Annotated in this window: 16 protein-coding genes; 6 read left to right on the top strand and 10 right to left on the bottom strand. The window is 66.9% G+C overall.

Annotation, left to right across the window (positions count from 1 at the left end; all coding sequences use genetic code 11):
• Positions 1-74 precede the first annotated feature (74 nt).
• Entirely contained in the window at positions 75-662 is a 588-nt protein-coding gene (locus tag ABIB38_RS20110) for a hypothetical protein (protein ID WP_429206473.1), read from the top strand.
• 36 nt (positions 663-698) lie between these two features.
• Here the strand turns inward: ABIB38_RS20110 and ABIB38_RS20105 are convergent, their stop codons facing one another.
• The 7 genes from ABIB38_RS20105 to ABIB38_RS20075 all read right to left on the bottom strand — a co-directional run bounded on the left by ABIB38_RS20105 (position 699) and on the right by ABIB38_RS20075 (position 5,907).
• Positions 699-989, bottom strand: a complete 291-nt coding sequence (locus ABIB38_RS20105) for a hypothetical protein (protein ID WP_005669661.1) — start codon at positions 987-989, stop codon at positions 699-701.
• A 176-nt stretch (positions 990-1,165) separates the two neighbouring features.
• Positions 1,166-1,822 (bottom strand): ABC transporter ATP-binding protein, encoded by a 657-nt coding sequence (locus tag ABIB38_RS20100; protein WP_429206472.1) that lies wholly within the window; start codon positions 1,820-1,822, stop codon positions 1,166-1,168.
• 43 nt (positions 1,823-1,865) lie between these two features.
• Positions 1,866-2,669 carry a phosphonate ABC transporter, permease protein PhnE gene (phnE, locus tag ABIB38_RS20095; RefSeq protein WP_429206471.1) on the bottom strand — a complete coding sequence of 268 codons (804 nt, stop codon included), beginning with the start codon at positions 2,667-2,669 and terminating at the stop codon, positions 1,866-1,868.
• Complete coding sequence (locus tag ABIB38_RS20090; RefSeq protein WP_429206470.1) at positions 2,666-3,496, bottom strand: PhnE/PtxC family ABC transporter permease; 831 nt, start codon at positions 3,494-3,496, stop codon at positions 2,666-2,668. Before ABIB38_RS20090 ends, phnE begins: the two co-directional genes overlap by 4 nt.
• Positions 3,497-3,512: 16 nt before the next feature.
• On the bottom strand, positions 3,513-4,328 hold the full coding sequence (locus tag ABIB38_RS20085; RefSeq protein ID WP_429206469.1) for a phosphonate ABC transporter ATP-binding protein: 816 nt from the start codon (positions 4,326-4,328) through the stop codon (positions 3,513-3,515).
• A 19-nt stretch (positions 4,329-4,347) separates the two neighbouring features.
• Positions 4,348-5,226, bottom strand: coding sequence for a putative selenate ABC transporter substrate-binding protein (locus ABIB38_RS20080; RefSeq protein ID WP_429206468.1), 879 nt, complete (start codon positions 5,224-5,226; stop codon positions 4,348-4,350).
• A gap of 66 nt (positions 5,227-5,292) precedes the next feature.
• Positions 5,293-5,907, bottom strand: a complete 615-nt coding sequence (locus ABIB38_RS20075; protein ID WP_429206467.1) for a class I SAM-dependent methyltransferase — start codon at positions 5,905-5,907, stop codon at positions 5,293-5,295.
• A 191-nt stretch (positions 5,908-6,098) separates the two neighbouring features.
• On the opposite strand from ABIB38_RS20075, the gene egtD reads away from it, so the two are divergent.
• From egtD to ABIB38_RS20060, 3 genes are read left to right on the top strand one after another with little or no spacing between them, the layout of a single operon-like run.
• On the top strand, positions 6,099-7,037 hold the full coding sequence (gene egtD / locus ABIB38_RS20070; RefSeq protein WP_429206510.1) for an L-histidine N(alpha)-methyltransferase: 939 nt from the start codon (positions 6,099-6,101) through the stop codon (positions 7,035-7,037).
• Positions 7,034-8,287, top strand: coding sequence for an ergothioneine biosynthesis protein EgtB (egtB, locus tag ABIB38_RS20065; protein WP_429206466.1), 1,254 nt, complete (start codon positions 7,034-7,036; stop codon positions 8,285-8,287). Before egtD ends, egtB begins: the two co-directional genes overlap by 4 nt.
• Positions 8,284-9,231, top strand: a complete 948-nt coding sequence (locus ABIB38_RS20060; RefSeq protein WP_429206465.1) for a YihY/virulence factor BrkB family protein — start codon at positions 8,284-8,286, stop codon at positions 9,229-9,231. The genes egtB and ABIB38_RS20060 overlap by 4 nt, the downstream gene beginning before the upstream one ends.
• 89 nt (positions 9,232-9,320) lie before the next feature.
• Here ABIB38_RS20060 and ABIB38_RS20055 read toward each other — a convergent pair whose 3' ends face one another.
• Positions 9,321-10,286, bottom strand: coding sequence for a TerC family protein (locus ABIB38_RS20055; RefSeq protein WP_429206464.1), 966 nt, complete (start codon positions 10,284-10,286; stop codon positions 9,321-9,323).
• 149 nt (positions 10,287-10,435) lie between these two features.
• Here ABIB38_RS20055 and nhaR point away from each other — a divergent pair, with 149 nt between their 5' ends.
• Both nhaR and ABIB38_RS20045 read left to right on the top strand, forming a co-directional pair.
• Positions 10,436-11,398: a transcriptional activator NhaR gene (nhaR, locus tag ABIB38_RS20050; RefSeq protein ID WP_429206463.1), complete on the top strand. Its 963-nt coding sequence runs from the start codon at positions 10,436-10,438 to the stop codon at positions 11,396-11,398.
• A 141-nt stretch (positions 11,399-11,539) separates the two neighbouring features.
• On the top strand, positions 11,540-12,223 hold the full coding sequence (locus ABIB38_RS20045; protein WP_429206462.1) for a glycoside hydrolase domain-containing protein: 684 nt from the start codon (positions 11,540-11,542) through the stop codon (positions 12,221-12,223).
• Positions 12,224-12,255: 32 nt separating this feature from the next.
• Here the strand turns inward: ABIB38_RS20045 and selD are convergent, their stop codons facing one another.
• Positions 12,256-13,311 carry a selenide, water dikinase SelD gene (gene selD / locus ABIB38_RS20040; protein ID WP_429206461.1) on the bottom strand — a complete coding sequence of 352 codons (1,056 nt, stop codon included), beginning with the start codon at positions 13,309-13,311 and terminating at the stop codon, positions 12,256-12,258.
• A gap of 148 nt (positions 13,312-13,459) precedes the next feature.
• Positions 13,460-15,037: a DEAD/DEAH box helicase gene (locus ABIB38_RS20035; RefSeq protein ID WP_429206460.1), complete on the bottom strand. Its 1,578-nt coding sequence runs from the start codon at positions 15,035-15,037 to the stop codon at positions 13,460-13,462.
• Positions 15,038-15,408: the final 371 nt, after the last annotated feature.

The raw sequence follows: 15,408 nt of genomic DNA, 5'->3' as shown, positions 1-15,408 counted from the left end.
GGTATGTACGGCGCGCTGCGGGAAGCGAGTAAATCGTTTATACTGTTTTCCCACTCAACGATGGAGCAGCACCCATGCCACGCAAGCCGGCGGCCGCGCCCGAACCAGCAGCGCGCGCGCAGCGCCCCAGGGCGAACAGCGCCCACCCTCGACCGGCGGCCAGGACCGTGGCCGGGTCTGTGACCAAGCCCGCGGTCAAGCCCGCCGTCAAGCCTGCGGCCAAGCAGATGCCCGCCGCCGCCACACCGACGAAGGGCGGGCTCAGGACGGCGGTCAAGTCGGCCGCCAGGGCGCTCGCGCATCCCCCGCCCAGGAAGTCGGCGGCAAAGTCGGCAGCGAAGCCGACCACGAAGCCAACCACGAAGCCAACCCCGAAGCCAACCCCGAAGCCAACCCCGAAGCCAACCCCAAGGGCCGTGGTGCGCGCGCCGGTCCAGGATGCGCGTCCGGTGCTGGTGCGCGACAGCTTCACCATGCCCGAGCAGGAATACGCGGTGCTGCTCGACGTCAAGCAGGCCTGCCTGCGGGCCGGCATCGACGTCAAGAAGAGTGAACTGCTGCGCATCGGCGTGGCCCTGCTGGGCCAGCTCGACGTGGCCACCCTGCAGGGCGTACTGGCGGCGCTGCCCCAGCTCAAGACCGGGCGACCGCCGCAAGGCTAGGAACCTACCGGGATAGGTTCTAAGTGGCGCCGGGCGCTAATGGATCGCCGACGCGCTGGTCAATTCCTTGAGTTCGCGGATCGGGATGTTCGACTTTTCATGCATGCGCAGCAAGATGGTGGCGCCGACGTTGAGCTTGCGGTGGCGGATCTTGCTGATGATCGGCGGCTGCACTTCGAGCACGCGGCACAGCTCCGCGTCGTTCTTCAGTTGCAGGCGCTCGATCAGGGTGTCGAGCAATTTATTGGGCACGAAACTCGAGGGCTCGAGGGCCCGCGCCCGGTGCATGGCCTCGAGCATTTCCTGTTTTTTCTGTCGTACGCTCATGTCGATTCTCCAATATGAAAACATGATTCAAGACAGATCGACTGTTCTGGAAAATTAGCCCTACCTATTGTGTTGGATTATTCGTGGCGGGTCGTTGTGATAATACTACGATTGTGTTGCGCACGATTCATGAAATTTAACTAAAAATGGCGCAATTGCAGGTTTCTTGCAGGAACTTATGCTAACTTCAGTCCCGAATGCGTCAGCAGCAGCACCTTGTCGGCCATGGCGGCCGCGGCGTGCGAGTGGGTGACCATGATGGCGCCGGCGCCGTGGGCACGGGTTTCGTCGCGCAAGAGCCGGAGGATGCCATTGGCAGTTTCCGGATCGAGATTGCCGGTCGGCTCGTCGGCCAGCAGCAGGGCCGGGCGGTGCACCAGGGCGCGCGCGATCGCCACCCGCTGCAGTTCGCCGCCCGAGAGCTGCCGAGGGAAATCGTCGCCCCGTCCCTGCAGGCCGACGGCGTCCAGCATCGCGGCAGCGCGCTCTGCCGCATGCGCGCCGCGCTCCTTGTTGAGCAGCAGCGGCAGCGCCACGTTCTGGCGCAGGGTCAGGTGCGGCAGCACGTGGAAGGCCTGGAAGATGAAGCCCATGCGGGTGCGCCGCAGGCGCGTGGCGGCATCGTCGTCGAGGCTGGACATCGGCGCGCCGTCCACGATCACCTGGCCGGAGTCAGGGCTGTCGAGGCCCGCGATGAGGTTGAGCAGGGTGGACTTGCCGACGCCCGATTCGCCCATGATCGCCACGAACTCGCCGGCCTGGAACACATGCGACAGCTGGGCGAGCACCGTACGGCCGCCGTAGGATTTGGTGAGCTGGTCGAGTTCGAGCATGCGGATCGTGGATTTGAATAACGGGGCTTGAATAACCGCGGCTTTATCGGGTCAGGGCGCGCCGCAGCAGGTAGCTGGCCGCATCCACCAGCGCCACCAGCACCAGCATCGCGATCACCACGGTGGCCGCGCTGGGCATCTGGAACAGCGACAGGTGGTACTTCAGCATCTGGCCCAGGCCGCCGGCCCCGACCACGCCCAGCACTGCCGCGGCGCGAATATTGTTTTCCCAGCGGTACAGCGTGTACGACAGCATCTGCGGCAGCGCCTGGGGCAGCGTAGCGTACAGGAAGGCCGCCAGCGGCCGCGCGCCGTTGGTGCGCAGGGTCTGCTCGGCATGCGGTTCGACGTTTTCCAGGGCGTCGGCGAACAGCCGTCCCAGCACCCCGGCCGTGTGCGCGGCCAGCGCCAGGGTGCCGGCCATCGGTCCCAGGCCGGCCAGCACCAGCAGCACCGCGGCCCACACCAGCTCCGGAATCGAGCGCAGCATATTGAGCACCAGGCGCGTCGCCAGCCGCGCCGCGCCCCCCAGGCGCCCGGCGCCGGCCAGCGCCAGCGGCAGGCCGACGATGGCGGCGAGCAGGGTGCCGACGGCCGACATGGCCAGCGTCTCCCACAGCGCGCCGAGGGTCTTCAGGAGGAAGGGCGCACTGGTCTCGGGCGGTGCGAAGCCGGCCAGGAATTCGCGGCTCGAATCGATCGCCTCGGCGCTGAAGAAGGCGCTCCACTGCAGCGGCAGCGAGGCGAAGCTGGCCACCACCAGGGCCAGCAGGCCGAGCAGGATCAGCCATGCGCCGGGGTCGCGCGGCGGCGCCGGCGGCGCCTGCGATTGCGTGGATGGCGTCATCCCAGCCTCCGGCGCAGCATCTTCGACACCAGGTCGGCGGCCGCCACCAGCAGCACGAACACGATCAGCATGGTGGCGACCTCGCCGCCGGCCATCATCTTGGTCGATTCGTCCAGGCGCTGACCCAGGCCGCCGGCGCCGACGAAGCCCATCACCGCCGAGCCGCGGATCGCGCACTCCCAGCGGTATACGGTGTACGAGACCAGTTCGGCGCTCGAATCGGGCAGGGCGCCGTACAGCAGCGCCGGCAGGCGGCCGGCGCCATTGGCGAGCAGCGCGTCGGTGGCATGGGCGTCGCTCGACTCGAGGATTTCGGCGTACACCTTGGCCAGCATGCCGCTGTACGACAGGGCGATCGCCAGTACGCCGGCGGTCGGGCCCAGGCCGACGATGCGCACGAACAGCAGGGCCCACACGAGTTCGGGCACCGAACGCAGGATCATCAGGATCCAGCGCAGGCCCTGGCGCACGAGCGCCGCGAGCGGATGCACGCGGCCGGTGCCCAGGCGCGAGATCGACAGGCGCTCGGTGATGACGACGGTGGCGGGAACGGCCACCAGCAGGGCCAGCGTGAGGCCGGCGGTGGCGATGGCCACCGTCTGCCAGGTCTCGCGCAGCACCATGGCCAGGAATTCAGGATCAACGGCCGGCACCAGGAAATCGGACAGGAACATCCCGGCCGCGCGCAGGCTTTGCGCATCGAACAGCAGCCAGGGCTTGAATTCGGCGCCGGCCAGCAGCGGGTACAGCAAAACCGCGAAGATCGCGGCCCACGTGACGCGCGCGCGCCACGCGGGGTCGCGATGAGGCACTGCAATGTCGCTCATCAGAAACAGGTGCTCATCAGAAGCAGGCGCCGACGGCGATCTGGCCGGGTGTGGGGTGCGGGGTATCGGATGCCGGCTCGACCTGCTCGTTGGCGTACAGCTCGGCGATCATGGCGTCGCTGACGTCCTCGCGCGGCGCATCGAACACGATGCGGCCGTCGCGCAGGCCGACCAGGCGCGCGAACTGCTCGCGCGCCAGGTCGACCTGGTGCAGGCTGCACACCAGGGTCGCGCCTCGCTGGCGCGCTTCCTGGCGCAGCGTGGCCAGGGTGTGGCGCGCCAGCGCCGGGTCGAGCGCCGAGATCGGCTCGTCGACCAGCAGCGCTTCGGCGCTTGACAACAGCAGGCGCGCCAGGCCGCAGCGCTGGCGTTCGCCGCCCGACAGGCGGTCGACCCGCGCATACAGCTTGTCGCCCAGCGAAAAGCGCGCCAGCGCGGCGTGGGCGGCGTCGGGATCCTGCGGGCGCACCAGCGAAGCCAGGGCGCGCCACAGCGACCAGTGCGGCAGGCGCGCGGCCAGCACCGCCGTCACCACGCGCTGGCGCGGCGGCAACGGCGGCGCCTGCGGCGCCAGGAACAGGCGCGAGCGCAGGTGGTGGCGCTCGGCCCCGCTCAGCCGCCAGGGATCCTGGCCGAAGACTTCCAGGGTGCCCGCGGCCGGCCGGTGGGCGCAGGCGAGGGTGGCCAGCAAGGTGGTCTTGCCGGCCCCGGAAGGACCGATCAGGGCGACCTGCTCGCCGGCGCGCACCGTGAGGTCGAGCGCGTGCAGGGCCGGCGCGCGGCTGCCGGCCAGGTGGCGCACGGTCAGGCCGTGCAGGCGGTAGGTCGCCATGGCGAAGCGCTTTCCCGGATTACTTCAGCAGGCCCGCGTTGCGTGCGGCGGCTTCGATCGCGCCGTAGTTGGCGGTCTTGGTCGGCACGAACCGGGTGGCGCGCTGCAGGTCGAGAATCTGCTTGCCTTCGGCGGTCGAGCCGTCCAGCGCCAGGAAGGCATCCTGGATCTTCTTCTTGAGCGCCGGGTCCATGTCGCTGCGCACGGTCCAGTTGTAGTCGAAGTAGCCCGGGGTGGTGTAGAACACGCGCACTTGTTTCGGATCGACCTTCTTGCTCTCGACGAGCTTTTCCCAGACCGAGATGTTGAGCGCGCCGGCATCGACCTTGCCGCCGGCCACGGCCGCCACGGTCGCGTCGTGCGCGCCCGAGAAGGCGACGCGCTTCAGGTCGGTGTCCGGGTCGATCTTGGCGGCAAGCAGGAACGAGCGCGGCATCAGGTGGCCCGAGGTCGAGGATTCCGAACCGAAGGCCAGGGTCTTGCCCTTCAAGTCTTCCAGTTTGGTGATGCCCGGCGCGGTGGTGATGAAGACCGAGCGGAATTTCTCGTCTTCCTCGCGCTGCACCAGCGGGGTAACCTGGCCCTTGCTGCGCGCATTGGCCTGCACGAAGGTGAAGCCGCCGAACCAGACCATGTCGATCTTGCGGTTGATCAGGCCTTCGACCGAGGCGGCGTAGTCGGTCACGGGTGTGAACTCGACCTTGAGGCCAGTGGCCTTGGCCAGGTATTCGCCCAGCGGCTTGAACTTGCGCTGCAATTCGGTCGGCGCTTCGTCGGGGATGGCCGAGACGCGCAGCACGCCGTTGCTCTGGGCGGAAGCGGCGCCGGCGAACAGCATCGTGCCGGCAACGGCTGCGCACAGGGTTTTCAGGACGTGACGGCGGAGGGACATGGTCATGACTGGCTCTTATGATGGTGGATTAAATCAGGATACGGATTATAAGTGCTTCACCACTGCAAGTAACTATTCCACGCGGCAAAAGCAGTATACAAATTGCTGTGTCGTGCCGAAGGGCGTCCGGTGCAGTTCGGTGCGGCTCTCGACCAGGCGGAACGCCGGGCCGAATTCGTCATGCAAGCCGTCGGCGTCGTAGCGCACGATGTCCAGGCCGCTGCATGTGGTGGGCCCTTCCGGGCCGAAGGTGGCGACGATCACGCTGCCGCCCGGGCGCATGGCGCGCGCCACCTGGCGCACGTAGGCCGCCCGTTGCGCCGGCTCGAGCAGGAAATGGAACACGGCGCGGTCGTGCCAGACGTCGTAGCGCCGTTCCGGCAAGGTCGTCTGCGTGATGTCGGCGACCAGCCACGCGACCCGGTCCGCCTGCGCGCCAAGACGCGCGCGGGCGACGCTGATCGCCTCGGCCGAGATGTCCAGCACCGACACGTCCGTGCAGCCGCGCGCCAGCAGGTCGTCGACCAGCGTGGCCTGGCCGCCGCCGACGTCGATGATCGCCGCCGAGCGCGCGCCGGCGCTGCGCTCGATCAGGGCGAGCGAGGTGTTCAGGTGCGGGGCGTACCAGCTCACCGCATCCGGCGCCTTGCTGCGGTACACGGTTTCCCAATGAAGTCGCTGGTCCATATTTCAACTTAGAAAGATCGCAGGGCAGGCCCTGCACGCTTGAATTGTCGTGCGCACGACGAAATGGGGGAATCCGCTATGATGGCAAAAACGGCAACGAAAGCGACAACCTCATATGCCATCTCGCATGGTGCGGCGTGGCGGCACGAATGATAAACCTTATGCTGACATCCTGCACATTCGACCCGCAGATGGCCCCCGTGGCCAATGCCCACGACGCGCAAGAGCTGCATGCCGGCCTGCGCGCCGGTGAAGCCTGCATTTCGCCCAAATTCCTGTACGACGCGCTCGGTTCCAAGCTGTTCGAGGCCATCTGCGAATTGCCCGAATACTATCCGACCCGCACCGAGGCCGCGATCTTCGAACGCCACGGCGCCGAGATCGCGCGCGTGGCCGGCCTTGGGGCCACCCTGATCGACCTCGGCGCCGGCAATTGCGCCAAGGCGGCCAGGCTGTTCCCGCTCCTGCAGCCGGCGCAGTACGTGGCGGTCGACATCTCCAGCGAATTCACGCACGACGCCCTGGCGCGCCTGCGCCAGCGCTTCCCGCAGATCGCGATGGAAGCGCTGGGCATGGATTTCTCCAACCGCTTCGAGCTGCCCGACGTGGTGCGCGCCGAGCGCCGCCTGTTCTTCTATCCCGGCTCGTCGCTCGGCAATTTCACGCCCGAGGATGCAGAGGCTTTCCTGGCGCGCCTGCGCGCGCAGTGCGGACCCGATGGCGGCATCCTGATCGGCATCGACCTGGCCAAGGACAAATCCACGCTCGACGCCGCCTATGACGACGCGCTGGGCGTGACTGCCGCCTTCAACCTGAACATCCTGCGCCACGTGAACCGGCTGGTCGACGCCGACTTCGACATCCGCCAGTGGCGCCACCAGGGCTTCTACAACGCCGCGCGCGGCCGCATCGAGATGCACCTCGAGGCGCGCACGGCGCAAGAGGTGCGCTGGCGCGGCGGCGCGCGCCGCTTCGAGGCCGGCGACTGCATCCACACCGAGAACAGCTACAAGTACCAGCAGGCCGACGCCATCGGGCTGCTGGAGCGTGCCGGTTTCGAAGCGACCCGGGTCTGGACCGATCCCCAGCGCTGGTTCGCAGTGATCCACGCACAGGCTATTTCCCTATGAATATGCTGCGCGACGAGGGGCTGCCGCGCACCTTCGCCAGGGTGCGCGGCCGTTCGCTGCACCTGGCAGACAGGCTGTCCGACGAAGATTGCTGCGCGCAGTCGATGCCGGACGCCAGCCCGATCAAGTGGCACCTGGCCCACACCACCTGGTTCTTCGAGACGTTCATCCTCGAGCCGCGCGAACCGGGCTTCGCGCCGTTCCACCCGGCGTTCCGGGTCATTTTCAATTCCTACTACAACGGCGTCGGCGACAAGCATCCGCGCCCGCACCGGGGCCTGCTCACGCGGCCGTCGCTCGGCGAGGTGAAGGCCTACCGCCACGACGTCGACCGCCGCATGGACGCGTTGCTGGAACGCGGCATCGACGACACGCTGGCGGCCCTGGTCGAACTGGGCCTGCAGCACGAGCAGCAGCACCAGGAGCTGATGCTCACCGACGTCAAGCACCTGCTGGCGCAAAGTCCGCTGTATCCGGCCTATGCGGCCGATCCCCTGGCGCCATCCGGGCCGGCGGCGCAGCCGGACTGGCTCGCGTTCGACGGCGGCTTGACCGAGATCGGCCACGCGGGCGCGCTCTTTTGCTTCGACAACGAACTGCCGCGCCATCGCACCTACCTGGCGCCGTTCGCGCTGGCCACGCGCCTCGTCACCAATGGTGAATACCGCGCCTTCATCGAGGCCGGCGGCTACCGCGACCCGAGCCTGTGGCTGGCCGAGGGCTGGGACCGGGTGTGTGCGGGCGAGATCACCCGGCCGCTGTACTGGATCGAACGCGAAGATGGCTGGCACGAGTTCACGCTGCACGGCCTGGCGCCGCTCGACCCCGAGCGTCCCGTCACCCACGTCTCGCTGTACGAAGCCGACGCCTATGCGCGCTGGTGCGGCGCACGCCTGCCGACCGAGGCGGAGTGGGAATTCGCCGCGCTCCAGGCCAACGTCAAGGCGCCCGGCCTGGGCGCGCTGCCGGCGCCTCATTTGGCGCTTCATCCGGCGGCGGCCGGTGGCGCCGGCCTGCAGCAACTGTTCGGCGCCTGCTGGCAGTGGACCAGCAGCAGCTACGCACCCTATCCCGGCTATGCGCCGGCGCCGGGCGCCATCGGCGAATACAACGGCAAGTTCATGGTCAACCAGTACGTGCTGCGCGGCTCGTCGTGCGCCACGCCCGAGGGCCATGCGCGCGCCAGCTACCGCAACTTCTTCCCGACCGGCGCGCGCTGGCAGTTTACCGGCATCCGGCTGGCGCGATGAGCCGCCGGCGTGACTGGCGCGCGCGCCTGAAGGACCAGCGCGCCAATATCTACATCCTGTCGCATCCCCTCAAGTTCGCCCTGCAGGTGCTGAGGGGCTTTCGCGCCAACCAGGGCCTGCTGCTGGCCGGCGCCGTCGCCTATTACGCGCTGCTGTCGATCGTGCCCTTCCTGATGCTGGTGGTGGTGGCGCTGTCGCATTTCATCGACCCGGTGGAATTGCTCGACACCTTGCGCCGCTACCTCGAACTGCTGGTGCCGGGCCAGTCGCGCCCGATCGTGACCGAGGTCGCCAACTTCCTGCAGGATCGCCAGATACTGACCTGGGTGCTGGCGCTCACCATGCTGTTTTTCAGCTCGCTCGCGTTCACCGTGCTGGAAAACGCGATGAGCGTGATCTTCGTGCACCGGGTCGCGGTGCGGCGTCGCCATTTTCTCGTCTCCGCGGTGCTGCCCTATTGCTACATCCTGGCGCTGGGCATCGGCATCATGGTGGTGACCCTGGTTTCCGGCGCGCTGCAGGTGTTGGGCACCGAGAGCGTCTGGCTGTTCAACTACAAGTGGTCGCTGGGCGGGGTGTCGGGGGTGTTGCTGTATCTGCTGGGACTGGCGGGCGAGATCCTGGTGCTGACCTCGATCTACCTGGTGATGCCGGTGGGCCGGCTGTCGATCTGGCACGCCTTCATCGGCGGCGCGACGGCGGCGCTGCTGTGGGAAATCGCGCGCCACGTGCTGGTCTGGTATTTCTCGACGCTGTCGCAGGTGAACCTGGTGTATGGCTCGATGACGACGGCGATCGTGGTGATGTTTTCGCTGGAAATCGCCGCCACGCTGCTGCTGCTGGGCGCCCAGGTGATCGCCGAGTACGAGCGGGTGGGGCAGGCCGGCGGCGGGGAGCCGCCGTCGCAACCGGTGTGCGGCATTCCGCCGCTGGCGCGCGGATAGCAGGGGCGGAAACGACGTGGGGTGGACGGCTTGCCGATTCGGCGTCCCGTCCACCCCACGCTGACTGCTTGCTTCTTACTACTTACTTCTTACTTCACTTCGGCTTTCGGCTTGATCATCAGGCTGGCGATGCAGCTGCCAGCGATCAGCACGGCGACGACGGTCAGCGAAGCCTGCACCGGGATGTGATACCACGGCATGATCAGCATCTTGACGCCGATGAAGGTCAGCACCATCGCCAGGCCATACTTGAGCAGGTGGAAGCGGTCAGCCACGTCGACCAGCAGGAAGTACAGCGCACGCAAGCCCAGGATCGCGAACATGTTCGACGTGAACACGATGAACGGGTCGGTCGTGATCGCGAAGATCGCCGGGATCGAGTCCACCGCGAAGATCAGGTCGGTCACTTCGATCAGGATCAGCACCAGGAACAGCGGCGTCACGTAGCGCAGGCCGTTCTTGTGCACGAAGAACTTCTCGCCATGGTCGCCCTCGGCCACGCGCAGGTGCTTGCGCGCCAGCTTCAGGATCGGGTTGTTGGCCACGTCCGGCTCTTCGTCGACCGCCACCAGCATGCGGATACCGGTGAACAGCAGGAATGCGCCGAACAGGTACAGGACCCAGCTGAATTCGCTCACGACCCATGCGCCTGCGCTGATCATGATGGCGCGCATGATGATCGCACCCAGCACGCCATAGATCAGGACCCGGCGCTGGTATTGCTGCGGCACCTGGAAGGCGGTGAAGATCAGCAGGAACACGAACACGTTGTCGACCGACAGCGCTTTCTCGATCAGGTAGCCCGAGAAGAATTCGAGCGATTTCTGGCTCGCGATTTCGGGGCCGGCGGTGTCTTTCAGGTAGAAGTACAGGGCGGCGTTGAAGATCAGCGCCAGGCTGACCCAGACCAGCGACCAGATGCCGGCTTCCTTGACGCTGACCTTGTGCGCCTTGTTGCCGCCGAACACGAACAGGTCGAGCGCCAGCATGACCAGCACGAAGCCGACGAAGCCGGCCCACATCATGGGGCTTGCGATGGTTTCCAGGCCGTTCATCGGATATTCCTTGCAAATACAATGGAACGAGGGGGCATACAAATCCTCCATTTATGGTAAAACGTCACTATATGATGCCCTAATACCTCGCACAAATCGAATCTTATTTGATGTAACATCGAATTTCTCGATGTTTACGCGAGCTTTCCATGTCGACCCTCAATTACAAGCACCTACGCTACTTCTGGATGGTGGCGAAAACCGGCAGTATCGCCAGGGCGGCCGAGCAGTTGCACCTGACCCCGCACTCGATCTCGGGCCAGCTGTCCGAATTCGCCGACAGCCTGGGCGTCGAGCTGTTTCGCCGGGTTGGGCGCAAGCTCGAGCTGACCGATACCGGGCGCCGCATCGTGAGCTACGCCGAAGACATTTTCAATACCGGCGACGAGCTGCTCGAGGTGGTGCGCGACCACGCCTTCGCCGCCACCTCCTACCGCGTCGGCTGCGCCGATTCGGTGTCCAAGCTGATCGCCTTCGACCTGGTGGAGCCGGCGCTCAAGCTGGAGGAACCCGTCAAGCTGATCTGCCGCGAAGGGCGGCTCGACAGCCTGATCGCCGACCTGGCGGTGCACCGGCTCGACCTGGTCGTCGCCGACCGTCCGATCCCGGCCCACTTCAGCGTGCGCGCCTACAGCCACTTGCTGGGCGAGAGCCCGATGACGGCCTTTTGCACCGAAGCGCTGGCGGCCACCTTCGACCGGCCGTTCCCGGCTTGCCTGCACAACGCGCCGCTGCTGTTGCCGGGCGAGGATTTCGCGATCCACCAGCGCCTGCTGCGCTGGCTCGAGCGCTGCGACGTGCATCCGCGCGTAGTGGGGGAGTTCGACGACAGCGCGATGATCCAGGCATTTGGCCGCTCGGGGGCCGGGGTGTTCTTCGCGCCGAGCGTGATCGCGGCCCAGGTCAGCAGCCAGTACGGACTGGTCGCGCTGGGCGAGGTCGAGTCGGTCGTCGAGCAGGTGTATGCGATCACGACCGAGCGCCGCATGAGCCATCCGGCCACCGTGGCGATCAGCAGGCTGGCGCGCGACAAGCTGTTCGCGCGGGGCGAAGGCCGCGCTGACGGCGGCGACGGGCGACATGACGATGCTGTTGCGCTCAGTCAATCCTAGGTGACGCCTGGAATGGCACAGTATGTTTTGCGCGAAACCAATCGGACGCAAAAAACGAATCGGGAGGAGCCATGAGCACCATTCATGCCGTCACGCTGGCCCTGGCGGCGCGCATCTTGCCGAATCCGGCGCAGCAATCCCATGGCGCGCACCACGGTTGACGGGCGCCGCGCCATGGGACTGCTGCGCGGCTGCGATTCGCCGTTCGCCATCGCGGCCCACGCCGCGTCGCTGCGCCGGCGCGGCATCGACTTCGTCATGCGGCGCTACAGCCGCGATCCATCGATCAATCTCGGCGCCCACGAGGCAGAGCAGTTGTGCGGCGCCGGGCTGCGCATCGGCGCGCTATGGGATGGATGCGTGGCGCGCGACCCGCTCTGGCGCCAGCAGTCGCGCCAGCAGGGCTTGCGCGATGGCGCCGAGGCCTTGCGCCTGGCCCGCGCGGCGGGGCAGCCGCCTGGCAGTGCGATCTATTTCGCGCTGGGCGAGGACGCGACGCCTGCCGATATCGACGGCGGCCTGAAGAGCTATCTCGCCGGCGTGCGCAGCGCGCTGGGCGGCGCCGCGGGCTACCGCATCGGCGTGCACGGCAGTCATGCCTGGTGCCTGAGCCTGGTCGACCGGGGGCTCGGCGCGCTGAGCTGGCTGGTGTCGATGCCGGCCGGCGGCGTCGCGCCGCGCCACAACCTGTTGCAATGGCCGTCGGCACGCCTGGTGCTCGACGGCGCCGAGCTGCGCCTGTCGCCCGTGCTGGGCCAGCCGGGGACGGATCCCGGCCTGTTCCAGCTGGCCGGGCATGGCGAGGCGCTTGGGGTTGGGCGCTGAGCGCCGCTGAGCGCCCCCGGATGCCGCTACGTTCAGGCGCGCACGGTGACGCCGGCGGCGCCGGCTTCGATGCGGCCGACCACCGCCGCGTCGAGGAACCCTTCGCGCGCGAACAGGGCCAGCACCTCGTCGACCGAGGCCGGATCGCAGGCCACCAGCAGCCCGCCCGAGGTTTGCGGATCGGTCAGCAAGGCGCGATGGGCCGGGGTGAGCGCGGCGTCCAGCTGCACATCCCTGCCATAGGCATCCCAGTTGCGGCCTGACGCGCCGGTGAAGATGCCGTCGTGCGCCAGTTGCAGCACGCTGGGCAGCAGCGGGATCGCCGGCATGTCGAGCTGCGCATGCAATTGCGCGCCGCGCGCCAGTTCGAGCAGGTGACCCAGCAGGCCGAAGCCGGTGACGTCGGTCATGGCGTGCACGCCGGGCATGTCGGCCAGCAGGCGGCCCGGCTTGTTCAGCTTGGTGGTGTTGGCGATCATCGCCGCATAGCCTTCCTCGCCCAGCACGCCTTTTTTCAGCGCGGCCGACTGCACGCCCACGCCCAGGGGTTTACCCAGCACCAGCACGTCGCCGGCGCGGGCGGCGCTGTTCTTCTTGACCTTCGACGGGTGCACCAGGCCCATCACCACCAGGCCATAGATCGGCTCGACAGAATCGATCGTATGGCCGCCAGCGATCGGGATGCCGGCTTCGCGGCAGATGGATGCGCCGCCTTCCAGGATCCGGCCGATGGTCTCGAGCGGCAGCTTGTTGATCGGCATGCCGACCAGGGCCAGCGCCATGATCGGGGTGCCGCCCATCGCGTACACGTCCGAGATGGCATTGGTGGCGGCGATGCGGCCGAAGTCGAACGGGTCGTCGACGATCGGCATGAAGAAATCGGTGGTGGCGACCAGCGCCTGCTCGTCGTTGATCTGGTAGACCGCGGCGTCGTCCGAGGTCTCGATGCCTACCATCAGCTCCTTCGGCAGCGGGAAGCCGCCGGAGGATTTCAGGATCTCGGCCAGCACGCCGGGCGCGATCTTGCAGCCGCAGCCGCCGCCGTGCGAGAACGAGGTGAGTTTGATGGGTTGGTCGGTGGTGCTCATGAGGTCATCCGGTTATCGTTGATCGACGAATTATCGCGCAAGTCGGGCACGGATGCTTGGCGCCGGGCCGGCGCCAAAAAAAACGGCTGCCGAAGCAGCCGCTCTTCACTGACGTTCAGTCAGGATCCCCGCCTGCGCGGGGACATGCTTATTCGCCGAACGAACGGCGGGCGCCGTCCATCGAGCGCGGGTGGGCGCCCTTGTAGCCGCCTTCGCGGCGCTGGCCCTGGCCTTCGCGCGGGCCGGCGAAGCGGGCGCCGTCGCGTGGCGCACGGTCGACGGCCGGACGGTCACCTTGTGGGCGCGGTGCGTAAGCTTCACGCGGGCCACGGTCGGCGTAACGGCTCTCGCCGGCAGGGCGGTCGCCCTGCGGACGCGCCGCGAAGCCTTCGCGTGGCGCGCGATCGGCGTAGCCGCCTTGCGGGCCCGACGGCTTGCCGAAGCCGCGCTGGGCCGGCTTGGCGTTGCGGCCGTCGCCCGGCTTCCAGCCCGGACGCGCTGCCGTGCGTGGCGCCGCGCTGCGCTTCGGCTCGAAACCTTCGACCACATTGACCGGGATCGGCTGGCGCGTGAAGCGCTCGATGCGGCGGATGTTCATGTTTTCGGCATGGTTCACCAGCGAGATCGCGGTGCCGTTGCGGCCGGCGCGGCCGGTACGGCCGATACGGTGCACATAGTCCTCGGGGAACTTCGGCAGGTCGTAGTTCACCACGTGGGTGATGGTCGGCACGTCGATGCCGCGCGCGGCGACGTCGGTGGCCACCAGCACGCGCACACTGCCGCGGCGCATGCCGTCGAGCGTGCGGTTGCGGGCGCCCTGGTGCATGTCGCCATGCAGTGCGGCGGCGGCGAAGCCGGCGATGTTCAGGCGGTCGGCGATCATGTCGGCGTCACGCTTGGTGGCGGTGAACACCACGGCCTGGTCCATCGTCTCGTCGCGCAGCAGGTGGTCGAGCAGGCGGTTCTTGTGCGACAGGTCGTCGACAAAGTGCACGCGCTGCACGATGTTCTCGTGACGGTTGCCGGCGCTGACGACCTGGATCGTCATCGGATCGGTGGTGATGCGGCGCGCCATATTGCCCACGATGCCGTCCAGGGTTGCCGAGAACAGCATGGTCTGGCGGGTCGATGGGGTAGCGGCGACGATCTTCTCGATGTCGTCGATGAAGCCCATGTCGAGCATGCGGTCGGCTTCGTCCAGCACCAGGATCTCGAGCTGCGAGAAGTCGATCTTGCCCGATTCCATGTGGTCGATCAGGCGGCCCGGGGTGGCGACCAGGATTTCAGGATTCTTCGCCAGCAGTTGCATCTGCTTCGGATACGGCATGCCGCCCAGGATCGAGACGCAACGCACGCGGCGCATGTGGGCCGTGTATTTTTCGGTATTGCTGGTCACTTGCAGGGCCAGTTCGCGGGTCGGGGTCAGGACCAGCATCTTTGGTTGCGCCGGCTTGAAACGAACGCGCTCGCCGCGGGCCTTGGCAGCCTGCGCTTCTTGCGCAGGGGTCTTGCCGGCAGGCAGAGGCTCGGCGTTCGCCAGGTGGTGCAGGGCCGGCAGCATGAAGGCCGCGGTCTTGCCCGAACCGGTTTGCGACGAGACCAGCAGGTCGCGGCGGGCGATGGCTGCAGGGATGGCTTGCGCCTGGACCGGGGTCGGGGTGGTGTAGCCGGTATCGGCGACTGCCTGGACGATGGACGCGTGCAGGCCTAGGGCTTCAAAACTCATGTGTTCTTTACTTTCAGAATAAATCATGCGTTCGCACATGTGGCGCGAACGTAAAAATGCAACGCGAACCGACAAACGAAATGACTCAGTAATGAAAGAAATTTCGGCACAAAAGCTTTGCGCCGGGACGGTGTCTGGAAACGACACGCAAGGCGGGAGGCTTTGGAAAGGCGCTCTGGTCGAGCTGCCTGGGGTTTGCGTAGCTGCTGGTTGTAGTGCTGGTACTGCTGTGCTGGTACTGCTGTCGCTGCAGTGACTGTCGGCTTGAAAGCGGATCATGTCGCAGCGCACAAACCGTACTATACAGGTTTTTCCGGTTCTCTGCACGACACAACGCAAAACCATGCAGTTTATGCTGCATGGCAATATTC

Origin of the sequence: Massilia sp. UYP11, from assembly GCF_050434805.1 — a bacterium.
Taxonomy (GTDB): Bacteria; Pseudomonadota; Gammaproteobacteria; order Burkholderiales; family Burkholderiaceae_D; genus Telluria.
Note: the sequence above shows the minus strand (reverse complement) of the source record. Positions and strands in the feature narration are given on the sequence as shown.

Excerpts from the sequence above, each read along its gene's own strand:
- ABIB38_RS20110 (WP_429206473.1), top strand. The coding sequence starts at position 75 with ATGCCACGCAAGCCGGCGGCCGCGCCCGAACCAGCAGCGCGCGCGCAG.
- ABIB38_RS20105 (WP_005669661.1), bottom strand. The coding sequence starts at position 989 with ATGAGCGTACGACAGAAAAAACAGGAAATGCTCGAGGCCATGCACCGG.
- ABIB38_RS20100 (WP_429206472.1), bottom strand. The coding sequence starts at position 1,822 with ATGCTCGAACTCGACCAGCTCACCAAATCCTACGGCGGCCGTACGGTG.
- phnE (WP_429206471.1), bottom strand. The coding sequence starts at position 2,669 with ATGACGCCATCCACGCAATCGCAGGCGCCGCCGGCGCCGCCGCGCGAC.
- ABIB38_RS20090 (WP_429206470.1), bottom strand. The coding sequence starts at position 3,496 with ATGAGCGACATTGCAGTGCCTCATCGCGACCCCGCGTGGCGCGCGCGC.
- ABIB38_RS20085 (WP_429206469.1), bottom strand. The coding sequence starts at position 4,328 with ATGGCGACCTACCGCCTGCACGGCCTGACCGTGCGCCACCTGGCCGGC.
- ABIB38_RS20080 (WP_429206468.1), bottom strand. The coding sequence starts at position 5,226 with ATGACCATGTCCCTCCGCCGTCACGTCCTGAAAACCCTGTGCGCAGCC.
- ABIB38_RS20075 (WP_429206467.1), bottom strand. The coding sequence starts at position 5,907 with ATGGACCAGCGACTTCATTGGGAAACCGTGTACCGCAGCAAGGCGCCG.
- egtD (WP_429206510.1), top strand. The coding sequence starts at position 6,099 with ATGGCCCCCGTGGCCAATGCCCACGACGCGCAAGAGCTGCATGCCGGC.
- egtB (WP_429206466.1), top strand. The coding sequence starts at position 7,034 with ATGAATATGCTGCGCGACGAGGGGCTGCCGCGCACCTTCGCCAGGGTG.
- ABIB38_RS20060 (WP_429206465.1), top strand. The coding sequence starts at position 8,284 with ATGAGCCGCCGGCGTGACTGGCGCGCGCGCCTGAAGGACCAGCGCGCC.
- ABIB38_RS20055 (WP_429206464.1), bottom strand. The coding sequence starts at position 10,286 with ATGAACGGCCTGGAAACCATCGCAAGCCCCATGATGTGGGCCGGCTTC.
- nhaR (WP_429206463.1), top strand. The coding sequence starts at position 10,436 with ATGTCGACCCTCAATTACAAGCACCTACGCTACTTCTGGATGGTGGCG.
- ABIB38_RS20045 (WP_429206462.1), top strand. The coding sequence starts at position 11,540 with ATGGCGCGCACCACGGTTGACGGGCGCCGCGCCATGGGACTGCTGCGC.
- selD (WP_429206461.1), bottom strand. The coding sequence starts at position 13,311 with ATGAGCACCACCGACCAACCCATCAAACTCACCTCGTTCTCGCACGGC.
- ABIB38_RS20035 (WP_429206460.1), bottom strand. The coding sequence starts at position 15,037 with ATGAGTTTTGAAGCCCTAGGCCTGCACGCGTCCATCGTCCAGGCAGTC.